Here is a 13,150-nt window from a genome sequence, read left to right as displayed (position 1 = left end):
TTGCACGTTTGCAGGTTTTTATAGGGGTTTGGGTAAAATGATGGGATGAAATGCGTTGATTTTGATAAAAAATCAGAGTTCTCGTCAAATACTCCTGTTGAGCGATTGGTTATAATGAAAAAAAAGAACAAGGGAGTGCTTGCGATGAAAAACAAGAGAGTAGTTTTCAGTAGTCCTTGGAAGGTCGAATTACTGGAGGAAGATTTCAATCCCCAGAATTTGCGGGAAGATGAAATCGTCGTAAAGAAGCTGTATACCCTAATCAGCCCTGGGACGGAGTTAGCCTGCTTATCAGGCAATGAATCCTGGTTTAAATTGCCTGACACTCCCGGTTATGCGGCAGTCAGTGAAATTGTCGATGTCGGTGAAGGGGATCACTCGTTCCGCAAAGGGGATATTGTTTATCATTACGGCGATCATTCGAAATATCAGAAAGTTTCCGTGCGAGGGAATGTCTTGAAAGTTCCGGGAACGATGAATCTTCGGTGGGTCCCGTTTACCCGGATGGCAACGGTGGCGGCTACTTCGGTTCGTGTGTCCAATATCGAATTCGGAGACTTTGTCAGTGTTACCGGGCTCGGGTTAATCGGTAATATGGCTGCACAGTTGGCTCAGTTGCAAGGAGCAAATGTCATCGGGATCGATTTATCCGGTAAGAGGCTCGAGCTTGCCGAGCGCTGCGGCGTATTCGATCTTCATCAGGGTGATGCGTCCAGTACCAAGGCACATGTCATGGATAAGACGAACGGAACCGGCGTATCGACACATATCGAAGCGACGGGCATTCCCCAAGTAGCGGTGGGCAGTCTAGAGTGGATTGCGAGATTAGGAGAAATTGTTTTCCTTGGAAGTCCGCGTGGGGAGTTCCATGGTGATATTACGGATGTTTTGAATTATTGCCATCTTTACAATCGGGGGTGCATTACCTTTAAAGGTGCCCACGAGTGGCGTTATCCGGTTGAACCGAATGAGTTCGTCAAACACTCTTTAGTGCGTAACTCGCAAATCGTATTCGATTTGATGGATCGAAATAAACTTCAGGTGGAGCCGCTTATCAGTCATGTGCTGGCACCGGAACAAGCGGGATTGGCTTATGAGGGTTTACGGAATTACAAGGATGAGTATTTCGGGGTCCTGTTCGATTGGTCATAATGAAACCGCATACAGGGGAGTTCAGTTTCAGTATAACGCTAGTTGAAAGAAATATACCAAGGAGGAATCTGAATGAAGAACAAAAGAAAAGTATCTTACGTTGTTTTGTCTCTCATGCTTGTGGTCTTGCTAGTGTTGTCTGGTTGCAGCAGCGATACGAAAGAAGCTGGTAATTCAGCTAATGCCAATCCGAATTCAGGCAAAATAAAACTAACGTTCGGACATTTTTGGGTCGACGATACGGCAAGCAACAAATTGTTCCGACAGACACTTGCGGATTTCCGTAAGGAAAATCCCAATATCGAAGTGGAAGAGCAATCCATTCCTCATGATCCGTATCGCGTCAAGATGACGACACTGGGGGCATCCGGCGAGCTTCCGGATTTATTCGTCGCCAATGGTTCGATGCTGATCGATTATATTCCTAAAGGTTTGGTGGGAACTTTCAACGATACTTTGGAAGCGGATTCAACCTGGAAGAACGGATTTCTTCCAAACAGTTTTGACGAATTTACAGAGGGAAGCAAAATCTATGGCGTACCAACAGCGATGTTCACCGTCCATCTTGTCTATTACAACAAAGACATTTTTGACAAAGTAGGAATAAAAGCTTTTCCTAAGACATGGGACGAATTCCTGGCCGCAATCGATACACTGAAACAAAATAAATATACGCCGATCGCCATGGGCAATAAATCGAACGTTCCTGTCGGTTCTACTTTATTCGGCACTTTGGCCGATCGTATTACCGGAACCGATTGGTTCAAAGCGCAGAAAGAGGGCAAGGCTAAATTCACGGATCCGGAATTCATTCAGGCGCTTACCGTCCTCGATGACCTTAACAAGAAAGGTGCATTCAACCCGGATATTAACAGCATCGACCAAGATCAAGCACATACGCTTTATTACAATAAACAAGCGGCAATGATCGTGGATGGCGCTTGGGCCGTCGGGTCGCTTTCTGAACAAGCCCCGGAAGATGTCAAGAAGTCAACGGTTTTAGCCGTACTGCCTCAAATTCCAGGTGGCAAAGGATCTCCTAATGCAGTAGCCGGCGGCTCAGGTTGGTCATTCGCTTACAATGCTAAATTGGACGGAGCCAAAAAGGAAGCGGCTATGAAGCTGATCAAAAAGCTTTCGGATGAATCACACGGTAAGCAGCAAGTCGAGATCAACGACCAACCTGCTGTGAAAGTTACCAATTATGATAAAAGCAAGTTGTCGCCTCTTGGCCAGCAATACAGAGAGTTTATAAGCGACAAGACATTCACGCCAATTTATGACATTCAATTAGCCCCTGCATTGGTTGAAGCTATCTACAAGGGGATTCAGGATTTACTGGCCGGGGCCGTGAAACCGGAAGTTTTGGCCAAGAAGATTCAAACGGTTCGCGACTCAATGAAATAACAACAGGGGGGCTTCCATGCTGAATAGAGCATTTCGATTGAATGCGGGGCCGGTTTTGCGCTATATGGTTCCTATTTTGATCGTATATATCTTCATTGTCATTGTTCCTTTGGTGATTTCCTTATATTACAGCATGATGAACTTTAATAATACGAAATTTGTCGGTTTGGAAAACTATATTCATTTAGCGAAAGACCACGATTTTTGGTTATCCTATCAAAATAATATGGTCATCGTTTTGTTCTGTGTACTGGGTCAGGTTGGTATTGCCTTTTTCTTATCAGCCTTGCTAAACTCCAAGTTTTTACTGATCAGGAATTTACACCGAATTGCGATTTTCTTGCCAGTTGTCCTGGCGCCGGTTGTGACTGGTTACATATGGTCATTGATTTATAACTATCGTTTTGGATTGTTGAACTGGCTGCTGAAATTAGTGGGCTACGCCCCTGTGACTTGGTTGGATAAACCGAATATTGTGCTGTACGCCGTGTCTGTGCCATTAATCTGGCAATATATCGGTCTTTACATGATTATCTTTTTGGCCGGCATGCAAAATATTTCTAAGGATATCTTCGAGTCCGCCGAAATCGATGGCGCCAACTGGCTGCAAAGGACGCTCCGGATTACACTTCCGCTCATGAAAAATACGATACGGGTAGCCCTGATATTTTGCGTATCCGGGACGATGAAAGTATTCGATCACATTTATGTGATGACAGGCGGTGGACCCGGCACAAGCTCAATGGTTATGGCGCAGTACGCTTATAACAATGCTTTCACTATGGCCAAAATCAACTATGGCAGCGCGATTTCCATTGGCATGCTGATCCTTAGCGGATGCACGCTGCTTGTAATGTTCAAACTGATGGACGGTGGTAAGAAACATGCTGACTAAGACAAATCCGGCTGTAAGTGTACTGAAAATACTTATGAATATCTGTGTGATCTTCTTTTCCCTTACAGCCCTATTTCCTATCGTATGGATGCTGTACACGTCCTTGAAAACAAATCAAGAATTCAGTTTAAGCATTTTGTCTTTGCCACAGCATCCTTCCCTGCAAAATTACTTGAATTCGTTTCGGATCGGAAAAATCAATTACGCCTTATTCAGCTCTTTCTTCAATACGGTAGTCACAGTTCCGATCATCGTTATGATTTCTTTTATTATGGGTTATTTCTTTGCTCGATTCCGGTTTCCGGGTAAAAAGCTTTTATATGTCATCTTCCTGTCGGGAATGACAATTCCGCTTCATTCGCTTTTGGTGCCATTATTCGTACAATTCAAATGGATCGGGATGTTGGATAATCGGTTCACGTTGATCCTTCCCTATATTTGCTTTAATTTGCCACTGGCCATATTTTTGTATGATAGTTTCATTCAAGATATAAGCTCAGAGATCGAAGAAGCGGCATATATGGACGGCAGTTCGTTCGATTATACATTGTTCAAGGTGATTTTTCCGATTTGTCTTCCGATTACGTCCACCATCACCATTTTGAGTGTGTTGTCCACTTGGAACGAATTTTCGTTTGCACTTGTTTTAAATAAGACCAATATCTATTTCACGCTGCCGATTTGGTTAACTTTCTTCAACAACCAATTCACGACAGACTATACAGGGAAGATTACAGGACTTGTGCTCGTTTCACTGCCCACGATCTTACTGTACTTATTTTACAGCAATAAGATTATGACAGGTATGACAAGCGGAGCCGTAAAAGGCTGATAGGGTTCGAAAGGCGGATCATTTCAAGAGAGGAGCTATTCCATTGCTTAAACCTAAAGTGAGAATCGGCATGATCGGGTATAAATTTATGGGGAAAGCACACAGCCATGCTTATCGTGATTTGCCTTTCTATTTCGATGCAGAAGCGGAGCCGGTCATGCAGGCCATTGCCGGACGCGAACGTGAAGGCGTCGAAGCTGCGGCCAACAAAATGGGCTGGGCCTCGTTCGAAACGGATTGGAGGAAGTTGTTGGAACGCAAAGATATCGATCTCATCGATATCGGAGCACCGAACAACATGCATGTCGAGATTGCTATTGCAGCTGCTGAGGCAGGCAAACACATTTTATGCGAGAAGCCGCTGGCCATGAATGTGGAAGAAGCCCGCAGAATGCGTGATGCGGTGAAGAAAGCGGGCGTTGTGCATATGATTTGTCACAATTACCGTTTTGTCCCTGCGATTCGCTATGCCAAGCAATTAATCGATCAAGGCAAACTGGGGCAAATCTATCATATCCGAACGAATTACTTGCAGGACTGGATTATGGACCCGGCGTTTCCGTTAGTCTGGCGGTTGCGTAAAGAGGCTTGCGGATCAGGCACGCACGGTGATCTAATGGCACATTCCATTGATTTGGCCCGGTATCTGGTCGGAGAAATATCCGAAGTTTCCGGTATGATGGAAACGTTTATCAAGCAGCGGCCGCTTGGCGAGATGAGTGGCGGATTGCATGCCAAGACGGAGAGCCATCTGATGGGCGATGTCGATGTAGACGATGCGGTCGCTTTCATGGCGAAATTTGAGAACGGAGCTGTAGGCGTATTCGAAGCAACGCGATTCGGTAAAGGGAACCGCAATAGCAACCGGTTTGAAATCAATGGTTCGAAAGGCTCAATCCGCTGGGACGTGCAGCAGATGAACGAATTGGAGCTGTACCTTGAAGAAGATCCGCAAGGAATACAGGGTTTCCGTAAAATTTCTTGCACAGAAACAATTCATCCGTACAGCGAGGCGTATTGGCCGGCTGGCCATATTATCGGCTATGAGCACACGTTTATTAATCTCATTCATGAATTGATGCGTGGTGTCGCCCGTGGAGAGAGCCCATCGCCCAACTTTGATGACGGGTATCGCAATCAACTCGTTTTGCAAGCGGTATCCGATTCGGCAGCATTAAAAAAATGGGTTTCAATAAGCGAATAATAGAAAGAGGAGAGAAACAACGATGAGTGAATTCAAGGGGAAAATAGCTGTCCATGCCATCACGTGGGGGCACGATTATTTGCTTGGCTTCGAGGAGGCAGCCAAACTCGGCTATAAGGCGATTGAGCCATGGCCGGCCTTCGTCGAAAAGTTCGAGAACAGGGAAAACGAGTTGATTGAAATTCTCGAGAAATACGGCCTAACGATGACAGGTGTGTATGGAGGAGCTGCCGGAGGCCCGGGTAGGCGTTTCCTAGATCCGGACATGAGACAAAGTATTATAGCGTATAATGCGAAACTCGCCGGAATTTTGAGTAAAGCAGGCGCTTCCCATATCGTCTTTGGACCTGGAGGACCGCGGAAAGGCCCTACGGATCGCGATCAATTGAAGCAGGCTGCCATCACAATCAACGAAGCTGCGAAGAGAACGTTAGAGTTTGGCGTCAAAGCGTGCGTCCATCCGCATCTTTGGACGGAATTGCAGGAACAAGACGAACTGGACTATTTGATGGAACTGTTGGATAAAGAAGTTTATTTTGCTCCTGATACGGCTCATTTAAGCGGAGCCGAGATGGATGTGCCGGCAATCATCCGAAAGTATAAAGAGAAAGTCGCGTATATTCACTTGAAAGATTTGACCCCGAAGGAAGCGCGTGTCGAAGATTTCCCCATGCTGCTAGGGAACGAAGCGTTGCCCGTTTTCTGCGAATTAGGACTCGGAACCGTTGACTTCAAGCCGATCCTGGAAGCCATTAATGAGATTGGCTACGAGGGATGGATGACAGTCGAGATCGATCAATCGACTTCTACACCCTACAACAGTCTTGCCATTTGCAGAGACTTTGTTGAGCAACAATTAGGCATCCCTGTGCGCTTATAATTATTTGTTTTACATCAATGAAAGGTGGTTAGGAAGGCAATGTTGAAAGGATTAACTCAGGCGGGGCTTGTTCCATTCCCCAGCCTGGACGAATTTGTCCATCATGCGTCCGAGTATGGATTTGAGGCAATCGATTGCGACGCAAAAGAATTGTACAATTGGGTTAAACAAGAGGGAGTCGCCCAAATAAAGGCGCACTTAAGTGAACGGAAAGTTGTCATTGGAGCAATCTCGCTGCCGGTTGAATGGCAATCCTCGGAAGATGACTTTAGGTACAGTATTGTCAAGCTGGCTTCTTACGCGGCTACCGCTGCTGACCTGGGCTGTACGCGTTGCTGCACGTACATCTTGCCTTCGACCGATTATAGCCCGGCCCATTTCATGGCATTAGCGACCCGCCGGCTTCGCGCTTGCGCGCAAACTTTAAATATGTTCGGCATTTCTCTCGGGGTTGAATTCGTCGGCCCGCACCATTATCGGACTCGCTGGAAGCATCCGTTCATTTGGACGATTGCGGAAACACTGGATTTCATTGATGCCATTGGTGAGCCGAATGTGGGGCTGCTCTTTGATTCTTATCATTGGTATACGAATGAAGCGACTATTGAAGATATATTGGCTCTACGCGCAGAGCAAATTGTTCACGTGCATCTCAACGATGCAAAGGATGTGCCCATTTCAGAAGTAATGGATAACGATCGACTGTATCCTGGCGAAGGCGTGATTGATTTGGCCGGATTTGTGAAGGCACTGGGTCAGATTGGGTACCGGGGTGTCGTCGCGCAGGAAGTGTTGACACCGGAAAAGCCGCAAGAGCCGAATGAGAATTTGCTGCGGCGTTCCGCGGACGGATTCGCCAAATTTATTTATTGACAAAATATTACTATCCATATACTATTTAATTAACTTAATAAAATCTTAACGTGTTACCGAAAGGGCATTAGTAAAAAGAACCACTTTTTACTAATGCCCTTTTTGCTGTTATCATTTTACCGCTCGAGAAAAATAACGGAATGATCCCATGGAGTTGTCGTTTAGATCATACGAGAGGGGGTGAGTTCATCGAAGTTTAGGTGATTATGACGGAGAATGATAGTGCAATTATTCATCACGAGACTACCTCAGGATCAAACGGCAGAGTTCGTTTAGCTAATAAGCAGTACAAAATTAGTAGAGGTGAAAAATAAGGATGAAAAAATTAATCGTTAAAAAAGTAGTATCTACAGCCATAGCTTTACTTTTATCCGTGAACATTATAAGCGCAATTCCTAATGTTGCTAAAGCTGCAGCAAGTCAGCCTTCAATATTTCCAAAGCCTGTAAGTTATACAGTCGGAACGGGGCAATTTCTTTTAACAAAAACCACTTCCATCTATGTTGCTGGCAATTCCGCTGGGGAAACAGATGAGTTATTCAAGAACGGACAAGTGCTCGCCAATAAACTGAATACATCGACAGGGTACCGTATCAGCGTCATAAAATCAAACAATCCGACTGCAGGCAGTATTTACTTAACGACCATTGGTGGAAATGACGCCCAAGGTAATGAGGGGTATGATTTAAACACCACTTCCGATCAAGTTAAACTCACTGCAAATAAACCGGAAGGCGTCTTTAGAGGTATTCAAACCTTAATGCAGCTCTTGCCGGCAGATATTGAAAAGAACAAAATTGTTTCTGGCGTACAATGGGTGATCCCTAATTCCAATATTAGTGACAAGCCTACTTACGAATACCGTGGACTTATGCTTGATGTGGCACGACATTTCTTCCCAGTGGATGTCGTTAAACGTCAAATCGATCTGGCATCGCAGTATAAGATTAATAAGTTTCATATGCATTTATCTGATGATCAAGGCTGGCGCATTGAAATTAAATCCAGACCTGAACTCATAGAGTATGGAAGCAAGGGGCAGGTAGGCGGTGGTCCTGGCGGATATTATACACAGGAGCAATTTAAAGAAATCGTCAACTATGCCGCTGAACGATATATTGAAGTCATTCCGGAAATCGATATGCCTGGTCATACGAATGCGGCTTTAGCTTCAATTGCTGAGCTAAATCCTGATGGAAAAAGAAAAGCTATGCGTACCGATACAGCTGTAGGGTATAGCACACTAATGGCTCGTTCCGAGATTACCTATCAATTTGTTGACGATGTCGTTCGGGAGATTGCAGCCATATCACCTTCCCCTTATTTTCATCTAGGAGGAGATGAATCTAGCGCAACTACAGCTAGTGATTACGATTATTTTATTGGCAGAGTAACAACGATTCTTGATAAATACGGGAAGAAAGCTGTTGGATGGGACCCGTCCGATACTTCAAGCGGAACAACCAAGGATTCTATTCTGCAGGACTGGAATTGCACCGCTTCAACTGGAACTTCGGCGAAAGCAAAAGGGATGAAGGTCATCGTATCTCCGGCAAATGCTTATCTCGACATGAAATACTACAATAATACGGCGCTTGGCCTATCTTGGAGAGGAAACGTCAATACCAGCAAAGCTTATGATTTGAACCCAACTGCTTGTATATCAGGAGCAAATATTTATGGCGTTGAAAGTACATTATGGTCAGAAACCGTTGTGACGCAAGATAATATTGATTATATGCTCTATCCACGATTATTAGCGAATGTTGAAGTCGGCTGGACGCCTCAGAGCAACAGAAACTGGGATGATTTTAAAGGAAGACTTATCGATCAAACTTCAAGATTGCAAAATAAAGGAATTAAATTTTTCGCCGACCCTGTTGTATGGACGCCTCCGTTCGTCCCATTCCATATGGAATGGAAGATGGATGAAGGAACTGGAACTACCTTAGGGGATACGTCTGGTTATAAAAATGGAACTTTAGTTGGCGGCGCAACGTGGGCTACCGGTAAGTATGGATCTGGAATAAGTTTAAATGGAACCTCAGGTTATATAGATTTAGCCACCGCAGATATACCAGGAAACTGGACAGTAAGCGTTTGGGTTAACGGTCAGCCAAGTACGTCGAGAAATGAGGCACTCCTGAGCGGCGTAACTTCTTCAATTAAGATTAACCAGAAGAAAACAGGTAAAGTTGGTTTCTCCATTTACGGTGGTAAAGACTATAATTACAATTATAGTATTCCTAACAACCAATGGACTCACCTGACTTTTGTAGGCACAAGCACCGAAACTGCTCTTTATGAAAATGGGGTGCTAAAAGAAACGCTCCCAGTTAAAATCGATGGCCCAATGGATTTAGTTGGCGCAGAAGCATCCGGAGCCTCAAGAAACTCCTTTATCAAAGGCAGCCTGGATGAATTGAACATTTTCAACAGAGCGTTGAGCGCAAGCGAGATTGCTGCTTTGATTCAATCGCCAACAGCGCCAAAAACAGTGCTGACAGCTCCTCAGACGGCAACTGCCGGCCAATCCTTCGAAGTAACGATGGGATTAAGCACTGTTACCCAAAGTGAATACCAGCAAGTGTATGCTCAAGATTTGAAGCTTAACTATGATCCGGCGAATTTGATTCTCGAATCTGTTGAATCGGTGAGAGAAGGATTCCAAGTCGTCGCTCAAAAGAGTGATGTGCCTGGACAAAGCCGCATTCTGGCTGCCAGCGTAGCGGCAAATAATAAGGGCGTGCTTTCCCAAGGCGATTTGCTAAAATTCAAATTTAAGGTGAAGTCGACAGCCCCGACAGCGTATACGACGGTTTCTGTAGGCAGTGCTTCTATTGCTAACGGACAGGGGAATGAACTGCAGGTAGCCGACGCCTCTCGCATGATAAGTGTGATCAGTGTGCCGCCTGTAGATAAGTCGTTCTTGAACGATCTGATTGCAGAAGCTCAAGGCAAACATAATGCGGCAACAGAAGGAACAGGAAGCGGTCAATATCCAGCGGGATCGAAAGCGACACTACAAGCGGCAATTGACAAAGCGAAAGCGGTCGCGGATAACGCATCTGCCACGAATCAGCAAGTTGAGCAAGCGTCAGCCGACTTGAATGCGGCACTTCAAGCATTCCTCTCCTCCGTCGTTACTTACCAACCGGGAGATGTGAACGGCGACAACAAATTCACGATAGGAGACTTGGCGATTGTAGCCAAATACTACGGAGCCAAAGAAGGCGACGCGAACTGGAACGAAGCGAAGATCGCTGACGTTATCGGCCACGGCAAAGTCGACATCGAAGACCTCGCATTTGTAGCGAGCAAGATTCTCGGATATGAATAAACAATAATATCAATAAACGGCCTTGGTCCTGATTTCCAGCGGACTGAGGCCGTTTTACTTCGCCTTTTCCTGCTTGTTAGTTTTCATGTGCAGCTTGTGCTTATGGGTTATGCCGCCTGCCCAGCAATTCGTAATTCGGTACCACGTGTGTACCTTCACCTCACCTTGGTACTTTTGTCCTTGATCTCCTCTTCACTTCGACTAGCGTTGCTATATTGCACTTTGTGCATTCATTTCAGCCTATTTTCCCTTCTCCGGCAGCTATATTGTACTTAATGCAACCATTTACCCTCAAAAGTTAGTTTTCAGCACAAATCTAGCTAAATCATTGTACTTTGTACAACAAGAGTGAGCTCATGCTACAAAATGCCCACTCTATATTGCACAAAGTGCAGCATAAAGCGCATGGTGAGGCGCACGAGCTTCAGCTGTTAGCCCCGTCCACTGTCGGAAGTGCTGGCATCCTTCTTTCTTATAGATGTAACAGAATCAAGAACGAGCTTGGCGTAAGCTTCAGCTCCCTTGATTGTCAAATGAACGCCATCGCTCGCAAACCAGTCCGGCTTGTCTTCACTGAATGAATGCCAGTCGAGTAGTTTGACATTCGTATGCTTTTTGCTTGCATCTGCCAAAGCATCATTGACTGTATCTTGCCATTTGCGAGGTACGCGTGTATTCATGAGAATAATCTTCCGGTCTTCCCCAATTGTCTCGAGGAGCTCCTCGAGCTGATCCGGCTTAAAAGGTCCGTTCGTTCCGAGGTGAATAACGACAATTTCGCTTAATGCCTTATCGGCTTTGAATTGCTTGATCATGTCTGGAGCTTGCGACAACTGCCGACCGACTTTCCCGTCTACGGCAATCCCATCAATCATTTTCTCTAAAACCGGAGCCGCACCCAGAATAACGGAATCCCCGATAGCTGTAACACGTTGGGTTACCGGAACCAATTGATGAGCGCTGGATGTGTTCGTCGGATTGGCGGGCTTTTTCTCACTCTGTGTTATCTTATCCTGATTTGTTGTGCTTGGGGCAGGCGTTGGCAAAGCAGGTGAACTTTCGGCTTCAGGTGTTGCTGTCGGGACAGGATCCGTCGATTCAGGCGAATTCTTGCCTTCAGGAGAAGAGGTCGGGACAGGGCTTGTCAACACAGGCAAATTCTTGCCTTTAGGAGAAGGTGTCGGAACAGCTTTTATCACTTCAGGCGATGTATCAACGGCAGGAGAAGATGTCACGACACTGCTCGTTAATTCAGGCAATGGAACGGAAGGCGAAGAAACCGCATCAGAACTCGTCAGGCTTTGGGAAGTGAGTGCTACCTCTGTGCCGCTCCAATTAAACATACAGGAAGCGAAGATCAACACGAGAATGACAACCGGTACGAGTCCAAATAAGAATTTAAATTGAAACAGAGTAGCAATCCTCTTCCACCGAAAACCGGGAATTGTGGTCCAAATGCGCCAATTGCCGCTTCGGAACGGATTTTCGATGAAGGAATAGGACAAAGCCGCAAATCCGATACTTAGTGTGAATTGCATGATTTGGAGCAAGTAGCTTGGAGCCGTATTAGGATTAGTCGGACTAGTTAATACGATCACCGGATAGTGCCAAAGATAAATGGAGTAAGAACGTACGCCGATCCAGCGTAGAGGCTTCCAGCTCAAAATTTTGCTAACAAAACCAGAGGGGCTTGCTGCCGCTGCAATAACGAAAGCGGATGCGAATGAAAGTAGAAGCATACCACCGGTGTACAGCGATTGATCGTATTCTCCGGTCCGAATGAACATATAGATGATTACCAATAGTCCAATTGCACCTGTCACATTGATCCATGAACGATTTTTGCGAAAGCTCGGGTTGAGGAGTTTACGGCTTGGACATATAAAAGCAAGGGACGCACCGATCAAGAGCCCAAATGCTCTTGTATCCGTTCCGTAATATACCCGGCTAGGGTCAGTACCGGGTTCATATAAAAGCACCATCGCGATAAAAGAAAGGATGGCACCGGCCAGGGTGAGTAAAACAAACTTACCGCGAGTTGGGCTAAAGAAACGACTCAAGCCAATGACAAGCAGAGGCCATAATACATAAAATTGCTCTTCAATAGCAAGCGACCAAAGATGCCCGAGCGGAGAGGGAGGTCCGAAGCTCTCGAAATAAGAGACATGGTGAAAAATGTTGTACCAGTTGCTTGTATAAGTTACCGCCGACCAAATATCCCCTTGGATGGAAACTAACCTTGAAGGATTGGAAATCACCAGAAAGACGGCGACAGCAGCGATCATCGACAACATGGCAGGAAGCAATCTGCGAATACGACGTATCCAAAACCTTTTCAGATCGATACGATTTTTATTTTTGCGCTCTTCAATCAGCATATCCGTGATCAGGTAGCCGGAGAGTACAAAAAATACGCTTACCCCTAAGAATCCCCCTGAAGCCCACCCCCAGTTGAGATGATAGGCAATTACAGCAAGGACCGAGAGCGCCCTGATCCCATCCAATCCAGGCATATAGCGCAGATGATTGTGTTTGATTTCCTTCATGATGTTAGTTCCCCCAAAGTG

At 45.6% G+C, this 13,150-nt stretch carries 9 protein-coding genes; 8 read left to right on the top strand and 1 reads right to left on the bottom strand.

Features of this window, described 5'->3' with window-relative positions; all coding sequences use genetic code 11:
* Positions 1 to 144 precede the first annotated feature (144 nt).
* From GC097_RS27915 to GC097_RS27880, 8 genes are all read left to right on the top strand, one after another.
* A complete protein-coding gene (locus GC097_RS27915) occupies positions 145 to 1,152 on the top strand; it encodes a zinc-dependent alcohol dehydrogenase (protein ID WP_171686563.1) in 1,008 nt (335 codons plus the stop codon).
* Positions 1,153 to 1,224: 72 nt separating this feature from the next.
* On the top strand, positions 1,225 to 2,559 hold the full coding sequence (locus GC097_RS27910; RefSeq protein WP_171686562.1) for an extracellular solute-binding protein: 1,335 nt from the start codon (positions 1,225 to 1,227) through the stop codon (positions 2,557 to 2,559).
* Between the two features lie 16 nt (positions 2,560 to 2,575).
* Positions 2,576 to 3,454: a carbohydrate ABC transporter permease gene (locus GC097_RS27905; protein ID WP_171686561.1), complete on the top strand. Its 879-nt coding sequence runs from the start codon at positions 2,576 to 2,578 to the stop codon at positions 3,452 to 3,454.
* Entirely contained in the window at positions 3,444 to 4,286 is an 843-nt protein-coding gene (locus GC097_RS27900) for a carbohydrate ABC transporter permease (protein WP_171686560.1), read from the top strand. Before GC097_RS27905 ends, GC097_RS27900 begins: the two co-directional genes overlap by 11 nt.
* A 43-nt stretch (positions 4,287 to 4,329) precedes the next feature.
* Entirely contained in the window at positions 4,330 to 5,490 is a 1,161-nt protein-coding gene (locus tag GC097_RS27895) for a Gfo/Idh/MocA family protein (RefSeq protein ID WP_171686559.1), read from the top strand.
* 22 nt (positions 5,491 to 5,512) lie between these two features.
* On the top strand, positions 5,513 to 6,370 hold the full coding sequence (locus GC097_RS27890; RefSeq protein ID WP_171686558.1) for a sugar phosphate isomerase/epimerase family protein: 858 nt from the start codon (positions 5,513 to 5,515) through the stop codon (positions 6,368 to 6,370).
* A 39-nt stretch (positions 6,371 to 6,409) separates the two neighbouring features.
* Complete coding sequence (locus tag GC097_RS27885; protein WP_171686557.1) at positions 6,410 to 7,243, top strand: sugar phosphate isomerase/epimerase family protein; 834 nt, start codon at positions 6,410 to 6,412, stop codon at positions 7,241 to 7,243.
* Between the two features lie 316 nt (positions 7,244 to 7,559).
* Positions 7,560 to 10,583, top strand: a complete 3,024-nt coding sequence (locus GC097_RS27880; protein WP_171686556.1) for a family 20 glycosylhydrolase — start codon at positions 7,560 to 7,562, stop codon at positions 10,581 to 10,583.
* 431 nt (positions 10,584 to 11,014) lie between these two features.
* On the opposite strand, the gene GC097_RS27875 is transcribed toward GC097_RS27880, so the two are convergent.
* Positions 11,015 to 13,129: an acyltransferase family protein gene (locus GC097_RS27875; RefSeq protein ID WP_171686555.1), complete on the bottom strand. Its 2,115-nt coding sequence runs from the start codon at positions 13,127 to 13,129 to the stop codon at positions 11,015 to 11,017.
* Positions 13,130 to 13,150: the final 21 nt, after the last annotated feature.

It is taken from the genome of Paenibacillus planticolens, from assembly GCF_013141725.1.
GTDB classification, from domain to species: Bacteria; Bacillota; Bacilli; order Paenibacillales; family NBRC-103111; genus Paenibacillus_E; species Paenibacillus_E planticolens.
The sequence above is the reverse complement of the archived record's forward strand: the minus strand, read 5'-3'. Positions and strand labels throughout refer to the sequence as shown.

Coding starts and splice junctions, on each gene's coding strand:
- GC097_RS27910 (WP_171686562.1), top strand. CDS start 1,225: ATGAAGAACAAAAGAAAAGTATCTTACGTTGTTTTGTCTCTCATGCTT.
- GC097_RS27890 (WP_171686558.1), top strand. CDS start 5,513: ATGAGTGAATTCAAGGGGAAAATAGCTGTCCATGCCATCACGTGGGGG.
- GC097_RS27905 (WP_171686561.1), top strand. CDS start 2,576: ATGCTGAATAGAGCATTTCGATTGAATGCGGGGCCGGTTTTGCGCTAT.
- GC097_RS27915 (WP_171686563.1), top strand. CDS start 145: ATGAAAAACAAGAGAGTAGTTTTCAGTAGTCCTTGGAAGGTCGAATTA.
- GC097_RS27900 (WP_171686560.1), top strand. CDS start 3,444: ATGCTGACTAAGACAAATCCGGCTGTAAGTGTACTGAAAATACTTATG.
- GC097_RS27885 (WP_171686557.1), top strand. CDS start 6,410: ATGTTGAAAGGATTAACTCAGGCGGGGCTTGTTCCATTCCCCAGCCTG.
- GC097_RS27875 (WP_171686555.1), bottom strand. CDS start 13,129: ATGAAGGAAATCAAACACAATCATCTGCGCTATATGCCTGGATTGGAT.
- GC097_RS27880 (WP_171686556.1), top strand. CDS start 7,560: ATGAAAAAATTAATCGTTAAAAAAGTAGTATCTACAGCCATAGCTTTA.